We start from the raw sequence: 17,688 nt of genomic DNA on the forward strand, positions 1-17,688 counted from the left end.
GCTGTGATTGAGAAATGGAACCGCCCCTATGGCTACCTATCAGGTGTCATAAGGGCGGTCTTTTCGTAGGTACCCCCGCCTTTGGGGGCTGCTGGCGCAAGGCGACTGAAAAGTAAAACGTGATTGATCAAAAGAATAGATCAGGCGGAATTTGAAGCAAAGGAGATCCAGATGTCAGAGGCACGACGTCCCTCATTGGCCGACCAAGTTTACGACCAACTGATGGTGGAAATTCTCGAAGAGGGATATCCGGTGAATAGTCGGCTTCCGGCTGAAGATGTTCTTGCGCAAAATTTCGGTGTGTCCCGTCCGATCGTGCGGGCGGCTCTTTCGCGTTTGCGCGATGATGGGATCGTTCAATCTCGCCGCGGTTCTGGCAGTTATGTTCTGCGACGCCCCGACCGCCAATTGATCAGTTTTGTCCCCCTTGAATCGATCTCTGACGTCCAGCGGTGTTACGAATTTCGCATCGACGTGGAAGGTTCTGCAGCGGCATGGGCAGCGAAACGCAGAGACGACGAAGATCTCTCTGCAATGGAACATGCCTATCAGGTCATGGAACAGGGCTACCAAGAAAACGAACTTGCTGTCGAAGCGGATCAGATGCTTCATCTCGCTGTGGCGCGGGCGTCAAAAAATCCATTCTTCGCGTCCGTGCTTGAATCTCTGGGCGAACAGATCGCTTTTGGGGTCAAGCTGTCGCGGTCTTTGACATTATTGGATACGCCTGCGCGCCAAGAGCTTGTGTTGGCCGAACACCGTGCTGTGTTAGAAGCCATCCGTTTGAGGCAACCCGAGGTCGCAGCGGCCACCATGCGGTATCACATCACGGCCGCAAAAGACCGAATGTTTGTTGGCACTCAGGAATGAGTTTCGCCCCAGTTATCGGACAGGAACTGTCGTAAGGCGGCAGATCCTGTCGATAAAATAGACTTGGCAAGAGCGGGTGACACCGACCAAGTGCACGATATAAAAAGTGCTGTTGTCAGCATATTTTTACCCGCGTGTGTTCGGTGCTTCGCCGTTCATTAGTCGCGCACAATCAACACATCTGTGACAGGTGTGCGCGCGTGTTCAAATGCCAGACTCACACTGTTAGCTTACCTCAGGTTTTGACATGCCCTTGGGGATGTCATTTTTATCCCACCACTGCGTCAATCGATTGTTTGCCGCGTTGAGGAAAGGGGGCGTCTGTTTTGTCGATGCGCGAGGCGCGATCATCCCGCGATAAGGGACGTGAACCGCGTGAAATGTGGTCACTGGTGCATCTGGCTCAGGCTCATCGCAGTGCGCCCTGCAGCAAGACAAGATGGCGATAAATCAAGGCCGCACAAAATTGATTGATACGGACCCGTGACGGGATGACTAACCAAAAGCACGGGATATTCCAAGATGCGCACGATACGTTCCACGGTTGTCCCCGTGTACATATCAAAAAAATACGGGGTTTAAGGGTGCCTAACACGACAAGATCAGGGCCCATGCTTTTTGCAAAGGCGACAATAGTGTCCATGATCGGACCCGTTTTGATCACCACTTTGGCGTTTTTTGGAGCCCGTTCAGATTTCAAAGCTGCGGCAAGGGTTTCTTGGGCCGCCACACACATTTGCGCGATCATAGCCGCAACAACGACATCGTGACATCTTGTAAAGGACGATCAAAGTTCGCGCGTGTTTGACCGTTTCAATGGGTTTGTGGCCTTGTTGTTGGTTGCGCGAAGTCTTAATCGATCGTTGTTTATATACACTTGCGCCGCCACTGTGCTGCATAATTGGCTTTCGCATGTGCCTTTGCATCAAAACCAACTGCTTTGGGCGCTGGTAGTGAGCTTTCATTGCCAAACAAAAGAGCCGCGCCAATGCTGGTGCCCGTGGCCCCTTGGCTTTGCAGCACTGGGCGTTGAGTGGCAGCCGAAAGCATCGTCATGAACTGCATATTGCGGGCAAATGGCCCTTCTACAATTGTGGGGCCATCCGCAGCTGTAAGCTCTAGGCAGGTGCTGGTCATCATGGCGAGATAAAATGACAATGCGGCGGACCGTATACCTGTGCCTTTGGCTGGCTTTTGTCCTGTCCAGCGCATTGTGTGGTTTTGAAACGGCCCTGTGAGCGGCTCAATGGCGGGCAAAATCATCAAAGAGTTTGCAAGAACATGTGCGACATCTTCGGGCGCGGGGTCTATGCCTTGTCCCGCTTGGATGATCTCATATTCACGCCCGCCCATAAACCGCGCGGATGGCACAGGGTGGCCCAAAGCATTCACATTCATCACCGTATCGCGTGCAGGGTCTAATACTTGGGCTTGTCCGTCTACAGTCATGACGATGACCCAAGTGCCTGATGAAACAACCGAAAACGGGCCTTTTTGCGACAGGATGTGCGGGTAAAGGGATGCGTTGGAATCGTGGATTCCGACCGCCACAGGTGTGTCTTTGGGCAAGCCTGTGCTTTGGGCTATCTCGGGTAAAATGACCCCAAGGATATCATTCGATTTACGCACTGGAGCAAGCTTGTCTGCGATGCCCAATGTCTTAGCGAGGTCCGAAAACGTACCAGTGTTGGGGCACCACAAATCTGTGTGGCAGCCGATTGAAGTTACGTCGCAAGCAAGCGCACCTGTCAATCTGTGTCCCCAGTATTGCGGATAGGTGACGATATGTGCAGTGCGCTTTCGCAGGCTGGGGTCTTGGTGAAACTGCCAGTGCAATTGCGCCCCAAGGTTCAAACCACCCGACAATCTAGGCGATCCTGTTTGGGCAAAAGGTGGCCTGATTGTATCGTAAAGATCGGCGACTTCATTTGGCCCGATATGTTCATAATCAAGACACGGCGCTGCCAGTTTTTCATTTGCATCTAGCAAAACCGCGCAGGCCCCATGCGTTGTCACTGAAATGGCATCCACACGGTGCGCGCGGTGAAATTTTCCCAACGCATCCAGCAAAAATGCCCAATGCCCTTCAAGATCAAAATGCGGCCATGGCGGCCCTTGTAAGACTGTATTCGGGCGCGTCACAACTGCAATTTCTGTCAATGTGGAACGGTCTACCAATGCCAATTTGGCGTTGGTTTTACCGATGTCTATGACGGCAATATGGTGTGGCACAGTCCGTGTCATAGCAGATGAAAAACACGTGGCAAAGGCACTGCAACTGGTGCGTTGTCGCCTGTGGTTTGCATGATATCTGCCATATGCGCCCACCATCGTTGCATCACGGGATGATCGGGCAGATCATCCATACCGTGATCATTTGTGCGGGTTAAAATACCAATCAATAGACCTGTGTCTTGGTCTAAATGAATTGAATAGTCGCTGACCCCAGCATCTTTGATCAACGCCGCCAGTTCAGGCCAGATCGCATCGTGACGGCGCTGGTATTCCTCTGCCATCCCATCGTTTAACTGCATGCGAAACACGTAGCGTTCGGTCATGAGGCTCTCCGTGCTGTAAACATCGACCAAAGCCGTGGCAGTGCGATGACGCCGATCAAAAGCAAGCCGATGAAAATGGACATAACGATCCCCGGTACATTCAACAGCCCCAAGCCAAATGTTACTAGCCCCATGACAAAAGCTGCGATAACCACGCCAGGAATTGACCCTGATCCACCCAAGATGTTGATGCCGCCGAGCACCACCATCGTGACGACTTCTAGTTCCATCCCTGTGGCAATGCTGGGGCGTGTTGATCCCAACCGTGAGGTCAAACAGATCGCTGCGACGCCTGACATCAAGCCTGTGAGTAAGAACAAAATGAATTTGACTCGTTGCACGCGAATGCCGCTGAACAGCGCTGCCGTTGGGTTGTTGCCGATGGCGTAAACCGCGCGACCAAAGTTGGTTTTGTGCAGTAAAACACCATAAAAAATTGCAATCACAACGAAAAATAGCATCTCAACGGTGAACACCCAGTAAAGATAGCCCTGGCCAAACCACGCAAAGCTGTCGGGGTATCCGCGAAAGGCGTTGTCGCCTAAAATGATGTAACTGATCCCACGAAACAGGCTCATGGTGCCGATGGTCACCACGATTGACGGTAGGCCCAAGATGGTGACAAAGACCGCATTAAATGCCCCGCACAATAATCCGACACCAAGGCCAATCAAAACCAATTCTGGCGTGCCCGCGCCGTATTGCACAGCTAAACCCATCGCGGTGCTGGCCAGCGCGATGATTGAAGCGACTGACAAATCGATTTCACCAGAGATGATCAGCAATGCCATGGCAAAGGCGATCATCGCTTTTTCGGTAAAATTAAACGTCGCATCGCTAAGATTCCACGCGTTTAAAAAATAGGGCGAGGTGAACGTGTTGATGACGAATATGGCGATGGCGACCCCAAGCAAAAGCGTTTCCCAACTGCGCAGAATGCGAAAGGCGCGGCTGTTCAACCGATCTGGGATATGGCGGGTCTGTGCGGCTGTATCGCTCATGAGTTTGCCTCTGTCGTTTTCAAAATAATCCGCCCTTTGGCGCGCCCTGCGCGGGCGTTAAAGGCGACAGCGATCAAGATCGCGCTGCCAGAAATCGCAAGTTGCCAAAAGGGAGAAATATTGACGACGGGCAAAGCATTTTTCACGACACCTAAAAAGATTGCGCCCAAAACTGCGCCCCCGACCGAGCCTGCACCCCCTGCAATAGAAATACCGCCAATGACGCATGCCGCTACGACTTCCAACTCAAATCCTCCAGCAATATCAACATAGGCCACGGCGTAGCGTGCCACCCAAAGATAGCCAGTTAACCCCGCCAATGCGCCGGAAATCACGAAAGCGAAAAACTGTGTTTTGCCGACATTGATGCCCGTGTAGACCGCAGCATGGGGATTGCCGCCCACTGCGAAAATGGAGCGACCCAGTGGGGTGCGGGCCATCATGATTGCGAAAATAATCACCGTAGCGATGGCTGTCCATGACAGCACTGGTAACCCTAGAAATGCGGCGCGAGGAAAGCCGGTAAAGGCCGCACTCATTTCGTGTGAGTTGACCCATTTACCGTCGGAAATCAAAAAGATGATGCCGCGAAAAATTGTCATTGTACCCAAGGTCACGACGATAGGCGGGATCGCGAGTTTCCAAACCAAAACACCATTGATCGCGCCCATAATCGCCCCAAGCATCACAGCAATCGCGATGATCACAGGGATGGGCAAGCCGGGCAGTGCGACATTGATCATGGCGGTGGCCATGCCCGTCAACGCCAGATTGGCAGCAACAGAGAGATCAATACAACGCGTCAAAATCACCACGGTTTGGCCAAGGGCCAAGATGATCAAAGGGGCCGTGTCATTGAACACATTTGCAAGGTTTGACGGGGCTACAAATCCATGAAATCGCGATGCAACAATCACAAGCAACAGCATAATCGCACTGGCCAAAATGGTTTCACGGGCGGGGAATAATCGGGATAGCATATCTTATGCCTCCTGTCGTTTGGGGGCGGTTGTGATATCTGCTGCATGGCGCACCAGCGTTTCTGGGCGCAGGTCATCACCTGACAATTCGGCTGCGATACGTCCGTCGCGCATCACGATAACACGATCGGACATGCCGATGACTTCGGGAATTTCTGAACTGACCATGATCACGGACAGACCTTGGCTGGCCAGTTCGGTCATAAATTCATGCACGGCAGCTTTGGACCCGATGTCGATGCCTTTGGTTGGTTCGTCCAGAATGATCACTTGCGGTTGGGTGGCCAACCATTTGGCGATGACAACTTTTTGTTGATTGCCGCCAGACAGGTTGCCGACATCTTGGTCCAGCGATGCGGCGCGTAAATCAAGGCGCTGTGCATATTCACGCGCCAGTTTGAATTCTTCGGCCAACTGTAAAAAGCCAGAGCGCGATGTGCGTTTGAGCGAGGGCAGGGTGATATTTTGGAAAATCGGCAGCCCGATCACCGCGCCTTGTTTGCCTCTGTCTTCGGGCACGTAGACGATACCATTGGCCACAGCGTCAGCGGGCGAGCGGATGATGCGGATCTTTCCGTTGATTTTACACGCACCTTTGGAAGGTCTCGTTATCCCAAACAAGGATTGCATAAATTCGGATCTGCCTGCGCCGACAAGGCCGTAAAATCCAAGAATTTCGCCGCGCTTTAAGGTAAAGTTGATATCGGCGAATTCAGTGGGGTGATCATAGCCGACGACTTGCAACACATCTTCGCCCAAGTTTGGCGTGCGTGTTGGAAATATTTGATCGACCGCGCGGCCCACCATCATTTTCACCAGTGCATTTTCGTCTATATCAGCAATCAAACCATCACCGACAAAGGCCCCATCGCGAAAGACGGTATAGCGGTCAGCGATCCGAAAGATTTCGTCGAACTTGTGGCTGATGAACAAGATCGCTTTGCCCTGCGCTTTGAGCGTTTCGACCAGTGTGTAAAGTTCTTCGATCTCTTTATGAGACAGCGCTGCAGTGGGTTCATCCATGATCACAACACGGGCATCAACAGACAAAGCGCGGGCGATGGCGACAAGGTGCTTGTTGGCAATACCAAGGTCGCGCAGTTGGGCGTGTGTGCTAAAGGGCGCGCCGATTTCATCGAGCAAAACCTGTGCGGCGCGGTGCATTTCGCGGGTGTCAATCAGTCCCAGTTTGTTGCGTGGGGCGTGGCCGATAAAGATGTTTTCTGCGACGCACAACTCATCAAATAATACGGTTTCTTGATGAATGGCGGTGATGCCCGCGTCAGACGCAGCATTTGGATTGCCAAAGGCAATAGGCGTGCCGTCGATACGAATGGTGCCGCCGTTGGGTTGATAAATGCCTGTCAAAACCTTGACTGTGGTCGATTTTCCTGCACCATTTTCCCCAACCAAAGCAGTGACTTGACCTGGATAAAGATCAAGTTTGACTTGGTCTAGCGCTGTCACCCCAGGAAAGGTCTTGGTGATGGCATCCATGGAAACGACAGGCGTTTGTACTGGCGTGGCTGACTGAGGCATCGCAAGGCTCTTTTAATGAGGGGGGATTGAAGCATGCGTTTGGCCCGATGCGTTGCAGCACCGGACCAAGCGTGAGAGGTTTAGAAAATCGACTTGAAAGCGTCGATGTTGCTTGAGTCGTAGACGAATGGATCAGCCATCGCGCCCTCGTTTTTCTCATCAAGCGTCAGTGTCCCCATGCGACCCATTGGAATCTCAGCGCCAGGGGCAGCCTCAATTCCATTTTGGCTTAACTCATAGGCCAGCATTGTCGCGGAATACCCAAGATCAATCGGGTTCCAAATCGCAAAGGATTGCGATGCACCGCTTTCAATCGCGCCTGCCATTTCAGATGGCAAACCAAGACCTGTGACATTCACTTGACCCACTTTTCCAGCATCAACAACAGCTTGTGCCGCTGCCACGATGCCAACAGATGTTGGGGCAATAATAGCGTCAAGATCAGGGTATGATTGCATCAAGCCAGTGGCTTCGCGGTAAGATTTGTCTGCCAAATCATCACCGTAAACAGTCGCTACAACTTCGACGCCGGGGTAGTTGCCCATCACTTTGTTCATCTCTTCCATCCAGATGTTCTGGTTGGTGGATGTGGTGGTCGCGGACAGCAAAGCCACCTGACCGCCATCTGGCAAATGGTCTGCCGCCAATTTGATGATCATATTACCGATCAATGGGTTGGAGGATGGGTTCAGGTGCAATTGACGCCCTTCGGGGGCCACGCCGGAATCCCAGCTGATCACTGTAATGCCGCGCTGCATAGCGCGTTTTAGCGCTGGCACCAAGGCGTCTGTGTCATTCGCAGAGATCGCAATTGCGTCGACTTTTTGCGCGATCAAAGCGTTGATCACTTCGATCTGACCTTCGGCTGTGGTGTCTGTCGGACCTGTGTAGATCACTTCGACGTTGCCAAGTTCTGCGGCGGCTTCTTCTGCGCCTTTTGCTGCGGCTTCAAAAAAACCGATCCCCAGCGCCTTGACGACCAATGCCACGCGGACATTGTCTTGGGCAAGCGCGGGGCTTGCAAACATAGCACCCGCGACGGCTGCTGTGGCTAGTAGTTTCGTAAATACACTCATGGTTTCCTCCCTAACGAGCATTTCGAATTGACTGGCTTATGATGCCACCTCTGATTTCGGCGCAGCGCTGGATGGCACCACGGTCAGCGTAATATCGGCCGCCTCAAGCATCGCCGCAGTGCGGTCATCGATGCCTTCGTCGGTGATAATTGTGTCGATCCGGTCCAAGGCGCACAGGATCAAGCTTGAGCGATTTGCAAATTTTGAACTGTCGACCAGAACGATGAGTTCTTCGGCCTGTCCAATCAATTTTTGTTCGGCTTGGATCAGCAGCGGGTCTTGTTCCATCAAACCCAGCGGACCGATGCCTTGCGCGCCCATAAACACGCGTTTTGCATAGAAATTGCGGGTTACATCATTTTCAAACGGGGACAAAACGATGTTTTGCTCGCGGTAAATGATGCCACCAGACAGCAAGACTGTGTTGCTGGAGTTTTTCAACAAATGCTCTGCGATGGGAAACGAGTTGGTAAAAACCTGCAATTGGCGCGAGGCCAAAAGGTGCACCATTTGAAAGGTCGTGGTGCCGCCATTGATAATAATCGGTTCGCCGTCTTGGCACATGGCCACGGCTGCGGCGGCAATGGCCTGTTTTTCAGCGATGTGCAGTGTTTCATTCACAGAAAAAGGGCGTCCAGACAACCCAACAAACGGGGCGGTGGTCAGGGCTTCTGCCCCGCCGCGCACTCGGCGCAGGCGTTTTTGTTCGTCAAGCGTATTGATGTCACGGCGAACGGTCGCCTCTGATGCGCCAGTGAGAGCGCACAGATCGATGACCGTGACCACAGAGCGGTCCTGAACGGCTGACAAAATAACGCGATGGCGGTCTTTCTCGTGCATGGTTTTCCCTTTTGATTGGCCAACGATGACGCAAGTTGCTGATTCTTGTCAATCATAAATTGTCATAAACAATCATGCTGCAGTGCAGTATGATTGAACGTGATTGAAAGTGATTGACTTGAGCGATGCAGAACGGCAGCTTAGGCATGAGTAATTTAAATCTATCCGTCGTCCATGGAGACCACAATGACCACAGCAAACGCCGCAGCGCGCCTTGAAAATAAATGGAATTCTGCCTTGGCGCAGGACATGGACGAGCCTGAAAAACTGCTCTACCGCTCTAATCTTTTGGGGTCCGACAAAAGAATCACGAATTATGGCGGCGGCAATACCTCTGCAAAAGTGACGCAAAAAGATCCGCTGACAGGAAACATGGTCGACGTTCTCTGGGTCAAAGGGTCTGGCGGGGACGTTGGCTCAATCAAGATGGATGGCTTTTCTACGCTGTATATGGACAAGTTGAACGCATTGCGCGGGATTTATCGCGGGGTAGAATTCGAGGATGAAATGGTTGGCTATTTGCCCCATTGCACCTTTAATCTCAATCCGCGCGCGGCCAGCATCGACACGCCGCTGCACGCCTATGTGCCAGCCAAACATGTGGACCACATGCACCCAGATGCAATCATAGCGATCGCAGCCGCTAAAGACAGCAAAGCGCTGACGCAGAAAATCTTTGGCGACACCATTGGGTGGCTGCCTTGGAAAAAACCGGGGTACGAACTGGGACTGTGGTTGTCTGATTTTTGTGCCAAAAATCCGGATGCCAAAGGTGTGGTTTTGGAAAGTCATGGCTTGTTTACATGGGCCGACGATGCCGAAGATTGCTATGCTTTGACACTTGAGATCATTCAAACTGCAATGGATTGGTTTGCAACTGAAACGGCGGGTAAAACTGCATTTGGGGGCGCGGTTCATGACAGTTTACCTGCTGATGCGCGCCGCGCAGCCGCAGCGCGTTTGATGCCTGCCATTCGCGGCATGGTGTCTGGCCAGCAACATATGGTTGGCCATTTTGACGACAGCGACGCGGTATTAGAATTTGTAAACGCAAAAGATATGGAGCGTCTCGCAGCGCTCGGCACATCCTGTCCAGACCATTTCTTGCGCACGAAAATTTGCCCTTTGGTGGTCGATTTTGATCCTGAAAACCCTGATGTTGACGCAACATTGGCGGGACTGGCCGATGCCGTGGCGACCTACCGCACCGGATACCAAGCTTACTATGATCGTTGCAAACGTGATGACAGTCCCGCCATTCGCGATCCGAACGCAGTGGTGTATTTGGTGCCCGGCGTTGGGATGATCACCTTTGCCAAAGATAAAGCGACAGCGCGGATTTCTGGCGAATTTTACGTCAACGCGATCAACGTGATGCGCGGTGCGGATGCAGTGTCTGAGTACCAAGGTCTGCCAGAGCAAGAAGCATTCGATATTGAATACTGGTTGCTTGAAGAAGCCAAATTGCAACGCATGCCTGCACCTAAATCCATGGCCGGTCGTGTGGCGCTTGTCACAGGTGGCGCTGGTGGAATTGGGTCAGCGACAGCCGAGCGGTACTTGCGCGAAGGGGCCTGTGTGATGCTGGCCGATATCGATGATGCGGCTTTGGCTGAGACTGCCAAAAACCTTGCCGCGCGCTATTCATCCGACATGGTGCGCACGGTGAACATGAATGTCACCGATGAAGATGCTGTTATCGCTTCTTACGCCAACATCGCAGCCGAATTTGGCGGCGTGGATATTTTGGTGTCCAACGCGGGCATCGCCAGTTCGGCCCCGATTGAGGACACAAGCCTTGATCTGTGGAACAAAAATATGGCGATTTTGTCGACGGGGTATTTCTTGGTTAGCCGTGAGGCGTTCAAGCTGTTCAAAACCCAAGACATGGGGGGCGCCGTTGTGTTTGTTGCCTCTAAAAATGGTCTTGCTGCCTCGCCAAATGCATCGGCATATTGCACAGCAAAGGCTTCTGAAATTCATCTTGCGCGGTGTTTGGCCTTGGAAGGCGCGCCCATGGGCGTGCGGGTCAATGTGGTCAATCCTGACGCCGTGCTCAAGGGGTCGAAAATTTGGCAGGGCGAATGGTTGGATCAACGCGCTGGCACCTATGGCACCGATAAAGAGGGGCTTGAGGAAATGTATCGCGAACGCTCCTTGCTTAAACGCTCTGTGTTGCCCGAAGACATCGCAGAAGCGGCGTATTTCTTGGCCTCTGATCTGTCAGCGAAATCGACAGGCAATATCATCAACGTAGACGCTGGCAATGTCCAAGCGTTCACCCGCTAAAGGATCTGTTTCATGATCAAATCTGACATCATTGCGCAGGCCAACGATGCCGCATCCGCCAAGCTCAACGCGGACTACGATCAACTGGGGGCGCATTTGGATCGGCGCGGTATCGACATTGCCGCGATCAAGACAAAGGTTGCCAAATACGGCGTTGCGGTGCCCAGTTGGGGCGTTGGCACGGGGGGCACACGCTTTGCGCGCTTCCCAGGTGCGGGCGAACCGCGTCATGTTTTCGACAAGCTTGACGACTGTGGTGTGATCCAACAATTGACCCGTGCCACGCCGTCTGTATCGCTGCATATCCCGTGGGACACGCAGCCCGCAGCCGATCTAAACAGTAAAGCTGAAGAGGTCGGATTGGTTTTTGACACGATGAATTCGAACACGTTTCAAGATCAGTTAGATCAGGAACATAGCTACAAATTCGGATCGCTGTCACACACCGATGCCGCGACGCGTCAACAAGCCGTGGATCACAACATCGCGTGTATTGAACTTGGACAAGCGATTGGATCAAAAGCGCTTACAATTTGGGTGGGCGATGGGTCTAATTTTCCGGGTCAAACCAATTTTACTCGCCAATTTGAACGCTATTTGGATGCGGCCAAACAGGTCTACACTGCTCTGCCTGACGATTGGACGTTGCTTACTGAACATAAGATGTACGAACCCGCGTTTTATTCTACAGTTGTCCAAGACTGGGGCACAAACCTGTTGATTGCGCAGCAAATGGGCGACAAGGCGAAATGCCTTGTGGATTTGGGTCACCATGCGCCAAATGTAAACATCGAAATGATCGTGGCACGCTTGACCCAGTTCGGCAAACTTGGCGGCTTTCATTTCAATGACAGCAAGTATGGCGATGATGATCTCGATACCGGCAGCATTGATCCATACCGCTTGTTCTTGGTGTTCAACGAATTGGTAGAGGCGGAAAGCAACCCTGATTTCAATCCAATGCATATGTTGGACCAAAGTCATAATGTGACGGACCCGATTGAAAGCTTGATGGTGTCCGCGACCGAAGTCCAACGGGCTTATGCACAAGCGCTTTTGGTCGACCGTACTGCGCTTGAAGGGTTTCAAGACACCAATGATGCATTGATGGCGACAACAACGCTAAAGCATGGATTTCGCACAGATGTGGAGCCCATTTTGGCCATGGCACGGTTTGAATCTGGCGGTGCGATTGATCCTGTCGCAGCTTACCGCGCCTCAGGTTATCGTGCCAAAGTGGCGTCTGAACGCCCTGCGGTGAGCGGCGTTGGCGGCGGCATTGTTTAAGTCGATCTAGCCTGACTAAGACACAATAAAGCCGCTGCAGACATTGGATTTGCAGCGGCTTTTATGTGAGATTTAGGTCGCGGCGCGTCGCCAGTTTCGCAGCATCACAATGCAGCCAAGCAGCAATATGGCAGACAGTACAAAAGGCGCGCCCGGAAGGTAAAAGAGCGTTCCGACATGGGTGAAATAGGCAAAAGTCTGTGTCATCACCAGCGGGCTGATGATGGTGGCGAGTGCTGCGATTGATCCGAGAACCCCTTGCAATTCGCCTTGTTGATCGTCGCTGGCGGCGCGGCTCATGATGCCTTGCAGGGCGGGCATGACGATGGACCCAAGCCCTGATAATGCACAGAAAATCCACACAATCCACGACTGGGTGATCACTGCAAATGTAGCGAAAATCACCATTTCCAGGCCCATGCCGTAGATCGCCGTTTTATAGGCGCCAAAGCGTTTGACGCAGGGCCCGACCAAGACGGCCTGCGACAGCGCCATAGAGATGCCAAAGGTGAACAGCGTCAGGCCAATGTCGCGGGCCGAAAACCCAAATTGTTCACGCCCGAAAAAGGCCCAAACTGCGGGGTAGACGAAATGGGCGATCTGGTAGAGGAAAAATAAAATTAGCAAAGGGCGCACACCATTCAAAGCGCTGATGGATTGAAATGAGGATAAGGGATTGGCGCGTTTTATCGAAAAAGGTCTGCGCCGTTCTTGGGGTAGGGATTCAGGCATAACCAACAATCCAAAGATCCCGTTGAGCAGCGCCATTGCCCCTGCAGCCCAAAATGGCGCACGGGTGTCGATGCCTGCCAAAAGTCCGCCAATCACAGGCCCCAGTGCAAAGCCTACGCCCATGGCTGCACCAACAATGCCAAAGTTGCGTTCGCGATCTTCAGGGGCAGAAATATCAGCCATAAATGCGGATGCTGTAGAATAGGTCGCGGCCATCAGCCCCGCAATGACACGGCCTAGTAGTAACAGCCAAATTGATCCTGCAATGGCCATAATCATGTAATCGATGGCCAGCACAAACAGCGCAGAGATCAAGATGGGCTTGCGCCCGTAGCGATCAGAAAGGTTGCCTACAATCGGACCAAATAGAAATTGCATGACGGCATAGCCAGTCGCCAAAACACCACCCCAGATAGCGGCCTCGGCCAAGGTTTTGCCCGTGACGTCCAAAATCAAATCGGGCAGCACGGGAAAGATCAAGCCCGCGCCAATACCATCCAGCAAAATGGTTGCGACAATAAAAATGATTGGCAAGCGAGACCGCATAATGGTGTCCGGTTTTAAAACTACAAAGCGTTTGCCTTTGTAGATTGCCGCGTTCCTTTTGCAAACCCGTGGTGTTTTTAGAGTGTGTTTACGGGCTGGATATCAAAAGGCTGACCAAGCCTGTGGGATCTGCCAAAAACGGCGAATGACCGCAGTTCATGCGCTCAATTGAGCCTTGGGGCCAGTCTGCGGTCATTTTTTCTTGCTCTACCGGTGGGATCACGCGGTCTTGTGTGCAAATTATATAACGGCGCGTGATGTTTTGGGCCGGGGCTAAATCAGGTACGGGTGTGCTTTGAGGCGCGATAGGTTGTGGTCTGAGTTGTGCCATAGCTTTTTGCGCAAGCGCATCTGCGCAATCGTGGTAGAGGGCATCACGCCCTGTGTCAGTGCGAAATTCAAAGGCTTCGCCGTCTGGTGTTTTCCGTATCAAATCCAAGATCGGCTGATGGTCTGCAGTTTTGCGCATATCCGCAAGGCTTTGCCCCGCTTGAGGCACATAGGCGCAAACATACACAAGCTCTGCGACTTTTTCGGAGGCATAGGCCGCTGCTGCGGTGATTGCATATCCGCCCGCCGAATGCCCCACTAAAATTACAGGTGCGCCGCCATGAGCATCGATGTCATCCAAAATGGTTTGGCGATAGTCTTGTAACGTTACTTGTGCATGCGGGGCAGGGCGATAGGGTGGCAGGTCCAGCGCGCGAGCGGTGTGACCTTTGGCTTGCATCTGCGCGATGACGTCGCGCCAACACCATGCGCCGTGGCACGATCCGTGGATGAACACATATGCGGGACTGGCGTCATGCATGGCTTATCTCCCTTAGAAAAGTGTTGAGGTGCGCGGCAAAAGCATCTGGTGTCTCGATCATAGGGAAATGCCCTGAACGGCGTAGCAATTCAAACCGGGCACCCGGAATCAGGTCGATGGTTTCACGCATCAAATCTGGTGGGGTCACTCGGTCATCAATGCCGCAAAGCCCCAAAGTAGGCAGGCGCAATCCTGACGTGGGGGTGTAGAAATCTGTACCAGAAATGGCTGTGCATGTTGCGTTGTAGCCTATGGGGTCACTGTAGGCCAAAGCATTGGCCCAAAATTGTGCCAGTGGTGTATTTTGTGTGGCACGTCCGAAATTGAGTGCGCTTAACGTTGGGGCCATGCTGGGCAGGCCCTTGGTTTCGATCTGCTGAATGCGCTTGGCCCATTGTGCAGGAATGCCGATTTTCGCAGCCGTGCCGCACAATACCATGGCGCGTATTTGGTCTAGCCGTTTGACCGCAAGCCCTTGTGCAATTAATCCGCCAAGCCCTGCGCCAACACAAACGCAATCTTTGATGTTTAGGTGATCCAAAATCTGTTCCGCATCGCGGATCAATTGCCCCATGCTATAGGGCGCTGGGGGCACGTCAGAGGCGCCATGACCGCGCGTGTCATATCGGATCAGGCGCAGTGTTTTGGGCATCTGCGCGCAGACATCATCCCAAATACGCAAGCTTGTTCCAAGCGGATGGATAAAGACCACCGCTGGGGCATCTTTGGGACCGTCATCTAAAATGTTGAAAGTTATGTCACTGACTTCGACGCGCATTTCTATCCTACCTAGGTGACCTATTGGGCCCGATTTGGGAGTAACGCGCGTCGACGCATTCAGTGAGCTACGGCAATCATGCCGGAAATGATAAGGCCTCCGCCGAGTATCATTCTGGGGGTAAATTTTTCGCCCATGAAAAGTGCACAGACCAGCACGAGCGCGGTCTCGACACCCACCAAGATGAGATATAATTGACTCATCGAGTTGTTTTTTAGCAGTGCTATTTCGCCGGTCGCGGCGAGAGCTAACCCCGCGAGGATGAGAGCGGCTCCTCCCCAAGCAAATTGAATACCTGAGACGAGCTTCATCCCCATAGTGGCAAGCGCATAGCTTGAACCGACAAGGATTAATAATACGGATTGCGGTACTGCATAGGCTAACATAAAGCCCCTTATTGTTGTTGACGATGGCTGAATAATAAACCTGCGCAGAGACATTGCCAACATAAATATGATGCAGCTTTGAGATGTGTTATGTGATGTACGCCATAAAGCGCTTAATGACATTTTGGCTTTCTGGTTCATCCAAAAACGGCACATGACCGCGGTCTGGGACCTCGGCTGAAATCATATCTGGGCGTAGGTTTCGCATTTTGCGCCAGCATTCGGGTGTCAAAAGATTTGAATTGGCGCCACGCAATGCCGCTAAAGGCAGGTCGTTCAACGCATGAAATAGCGGCCATAGGTCTGGCGATTCTGCCAATGCGCTTTGGGCCTGTACAGCGTCACGCAGCTTTGGGTCATAGCGCAGTTGCAATCCGTCTGGGCCTTCATGCCAAAGGCGCTGGGCGTAGGTCATCCACTGAGCGCGCGACACATTTTGAAACTGTGCGCCCATGGCTTTGGGTAATTTATCAGCGGCATCTTGATACGATTTATAGGCGCAAGGCCGCCCTAGATACTCCATGATATGGCCAAGTCCTGCAGGGTCCAATTCCGGTCCAATATCATTGAGCAACACGCCAGACAGGCGATGTTTGGCCGTGGCTGCCAGTACCATCGCAATCAACCCACCACGCGAGGTGCCGATGATGGCTGTGCGGTCGATGCCAAGGTGATCGAGCAGTGCGATTGCATCAGCCGCTTCTTGTGGGATCGTATAGTTTTGCGGGCTCGGATCATAATCAGAGGCACCGCGCCCGCGACTATCAAGCCGAATGATCATCGCACGATCTGAAAAACCGGCGACGATGGGATCAAAGTCATCCATGTTACGTGTGAGCCCTGCCAAACACAGCACAGGTTTGCCTGTCCCGTGGATGTCATAGGCCAGCTTTAGTCCATCAGGAGTGGTAAAGGTACTGTGCATTTCGGGACCATGAAATAGGGGTTGCTAAAGGGATTAAAACGACGTGAATGCATCAGCTTTGCACGCTGCGATGCGTAAGGAAAGCCTAGTCTCAAGGCTTGCCTTGTACGTCGGAAATACTGCCCGTTTGGCCAAACGGGTTTGATAGATATCGCGCAGAAACGCAAAACACCCCACTTGGAATTCAAGCGAGGCGTTTGATGTCTTCGTGTGCAGGCTGTCTGCACAATCGTGGGTCGATTACAGGTTTTCGACCTGCGGCATGCCGATGGTGTGAAAGCCGCCATCCACGCGAATGATTTCACCGGTGGTGTATGCGCCGCCGTCCGAATTCAAATACACAGCAGTCGCGCCCACGGCTTCCAACGTTGCGTTTGACCGCAAGGGCGCATTTTCTTCTGCAAAGCGATACGTGCGGCGGGCACCACCGATGGCAGCTCCTGCAAGCGTTTTCATTGGACCAGGGGACACAGCATTGACGCGGATGCCTTGGGGGCCAAGGTCGTTAGCAAGATAGCGCACTGAGGATTCCAGCGCCGCTTTGGCCACGCCCATGACGTTGTAGTTTGGTGTCACGCGGTTTGATCCGCCGTAAGTCAGCGTGATCAATGAGCCGCCATTTGGCATCAGTTCTGCTGCACGTTTGGCCACATCGATGAACGAGTAGCACGAAATATGCATGGAGTTTTTAAAGTTCTCTACCGACGTGTCGCGAAAGCGGCCGGTGAGTTCGTTTTTGTCTGAATAAGCGATGGCATGCACAACAAAATCCAGCGTGCCCCATTTGTCTTTCAGCGTTGCGAAAGCTTCGTCCATTTGTGCAGGGTTGGTGACATCGACATCGACCATCGTGTCAGATCCAACACGTTCGGCCAATGGGGCAAGACGTTTGCCAAACGCTTCGCCTTGGTAGGTAAACGCCAGTTCCGCGCCCTCGCTGGCACAAGCTTTCGCGATGCCCCAAGCGATGGAGCGCTCATTTGCGACCCCCATGATAAGTCCGCGTTTGCCTTTGAGAAGATCTGCCATCGTAAAACCCCATAATTTGTTGGATGGTATTTGACGCTTTT

17 protein-coding genes are annotated in these 17,688 nt (G+C 52.6%); 3 read left to right on the forward strand and 14 right to left on the reverse strand.

What is annotated here, in order from left to right:
* The first annotated feature begins 171 nt into the window (after window positions 1-171).
* On the forward strand, window positions 172-870 hold the full coding sequence (locus tag BM025_RS05970; RefSeq protein ID WP_085848825.1) for a FadR/GntR family transcriptional regulator: 699 nt from the start codon (window positions 172-174) through the stop codon (window positions 868-870).
* Between the two features lie 386 nt (window positions 871-1,256).
* Here the strand turns inward: BM025_RS05970 and BM025_RS19125 are convergent, their stop codons facing one another.
* From BM025_RS19125 to BM025_RS06010, 8 genes are all read right to left on the reverse strand, one after another.
* Window positions 1,257-1,412 carry a hypothetical protein gene (locus BM025_RS19125; protein ID WP_170842129.1) on the reverse strand — a complete coding sequence of 52 codons (156 nt, stop codon included), beginning with the start codon at window positions 1,410-1,412 and terminating at the stop codon, window positions 1,257-1,259.
* A 325-nt stretch (window positions 1,413-1,737) separates the two neighbouring features.
* A complete protein-coding gene (locus tag BM025_RS05980) occupies window positions 1,738-3,114 on the reverse strand; it encodes an FGGY-family carbohydrate kinase (protein ID WP_085848829.1) in 1,377 nt (458 codons plus the stop codon).
* Window positions 3,111-3,428: an L-rhamnose mutarotase gene (locus tag BM025_RS05985; protein WP_085848831.1), complete on the reverse strand. Its 318-nt coding sequence runs from the start codon at window positions 3,426-3,428 to the stop codon at window positions 3,111-3,113. The genes BM025_RS05980 and BM025_RS05985 overlap by 4 nt, the downstream gene beginning before the upstream one ends.
* A complete protein-coding gene (locus tag BM025_RS05990) occupies window positions 3,425-4,429 on the reverse strand; it encodes an ABC transporter permease (protein ID WP_085848832.1) in 1,005 nt (334 codons plus the stop codon). The genes BM025_RS05985 and BM025_RS05990 overlap by 4 nt, the downstream gene beginning before the upstream one ends.
* The gene (locus BM025_RS05995) at window positions 4,426-5,409 is read right to left on the reverse strand and encodes an ABC transporter permease (protein ID WP_085848834.1); all 984 of its coding nucleotides are present in this window, start codon (window positions 5,407-5,409) and stop codon (window positions 4,426-4,428) included. The genes BM025_RS05990 and BM025_RS05995 overlap by 4 nt, the downstream gene beginning before the upstream one ends.
* 3 nt (window positions 5,410-5,412) lie before the next feature.
* Window positions 5,413-6,948 (reverse strand): sugar ABC transporter ATP-binding protein, encoded by a 1,536-nt coding sequence (locus tag BM025_RS06000; protein WP_085848836.1) that lies wholly within the window; start codon window positions 6,946-6,948, stop codon window positions 5,413-5,415.
* 80 nt (window positions 6,949-7,028) lie between these two features.
* On the reverse strand, window positions 7,029-8,024 hold the full coding sequence (gene rhaS / locus BM025_RS06005; RefSeq protein ID WP_085848837.1) for a rhamnose ABC transporter substrate-binding protein: 996 nt from the start codon (window positions 8,022-8,024) through the stop codon (window positions 7,029-7,031).
* Between the two features lie 36 nt (window positions 8,025-8,060).
* Complete coding sequence (locus BM025_RS06010; protein ID WP_085848839.1) at window positions 8,061-8,864, reverse strand: DeoR/GlpR family DNA-binding transcription regulator; 804 nt, start codon at window positions 8,862-8,864, stop codon at window positions 8,061-8,063.
* A 186-nt stretch (window positions 8,865-9,050) separates the two neighbouring features.
* Here BM025_RS06010 and BM025_RS06015 point away from each other — a divergent pair, with 186 nt between their 5' ends.
* Both BM025_RS06015 and rhaI read left to right on the forward strand, forming a co-directional pair.
* Window positions 9,051-11,153, forward strand: coding sequence for a bifunctional rhamnulose-1-phosphate aldolase/short-chain dehydrogenase (locus tag BM025_RS06015; RefSeq protein WP_085848841.1), 2,103 nt, complete (start codon window positions 9,051-9,053; stop codon window positions 11,151-11,153).
* A gap of 12 nt (window positions 11,154-11,165) precedes the next feature.
* Entirely contained in the window at window positions 11,166-12,440 is a 1,275-nt protein-coding gene (gene rhaI / locus BM025_RS06020) for an L-rhamnose catabolism isomerase (RefSeq protein WP_085848843.1), read from the forward strand.
* A gap of 72 nt (window positions 12,441-12,512) precedes the next feature.
* Here rhaI and BM025_RS06025 read toward each other — a convergent pair whose 3' ends face one another.
* The 6 genes from BM025_RS06025 to BM025_RS06050 all read right to left on the reverse strand — a co-directional run bounded on the left by BM025_RS06025 (window position 12,513) and on the right by BM025_RS06050 (window position 17,647).
* Complete coding sequence (locus BM025_RS06025) at window positions 12,513-13,718, reverse strand: TCR/Tet family MFS transporter (protein WP_085848845.1); 1,206 nt, start codon at window positions 13,716-13,718, stop codon at window positions 12,513-12,515.
* Window positions 13,719-13,806: 88 nt separating this feature from the next.
* Window positions 13,807-14,529 carry an alpha/beta fold hydrolase gene (locus BM025_RS06030; protein WP_085848847.1) on the reverse strand — a complete coding sequence of 241 codons (723 nt, stop codon included), beginning with the start codon at window positions 14,527-14,529 and terminating at the stop codon, window positions 13,807-13,809.
* Window positions 14,522-15,307 carry an alpha/beta fold hydrolase gene (locus tag BM025_RS06035; RefSeq protein WP_085848849.1) on the reverse strand — a complete coding sequence of 262 codons (786 nt, stop codon included), beginning with the start codon at window positions 15,305-15,307 and terminating at the stop codon, window positions 14,522-14,524. The genes BM025_RS06030 and BM025_RS06035 overlap by 8 nt, the downstream gene beginning before the upstream one ends.
* 59 nt (window positions 15,308-15,366) lie before the next feature.
* Window positions 15,367-15,693, reverse strand: coding sequence for a hypothetical protein (locus BM025_RS06040; protein ID WP_085848851.1), 327 nt, complete (start codon window positions 15,691-15,693; stop codon window positions 15,367-15,369).
* An 88-nt stretch (window positions 15,694-15,781) separates the two neighbouring features.
* On the reverse strand, window positions 15,782-16,618 hold the full coding sequence (locus BM025_RS06045; RefSeq protein WP_085848852.1) for an alpha/beta fold hydrolase: 837 nt from the start codon (window positions 16,616-16,618) through the stop codon (window positions 15,782-15,784).
* Window positions 16,619-16,858: 240 nt separating this feature from the next.
* Window positions 16,859-17,647 carry an enoyl-ACP reductase FabI gene (locus BM025_RS06050; RefSeq protein ID WP_085848854.1) on the reverse strand — a complete coding sequence of 263 codons (789 nt, stop codon included), beginning with the start codon at window positions 17,645-17,647 and terminating at the stop codon, window positions 16,859-16,861.
* Between the last annotated feature and the right edge of the window lie 41 nt (window positions 17,648-17,688).

The organism is Pacificibacter marinus, from assembly GCF_900109555.1.
GTDB lineage: Bacteria > Pseudomonadota > Alphaproteobacteria > Rhodobacterales > Rhodobacteraceae > Celeribacter > Celeribacter marinus_C.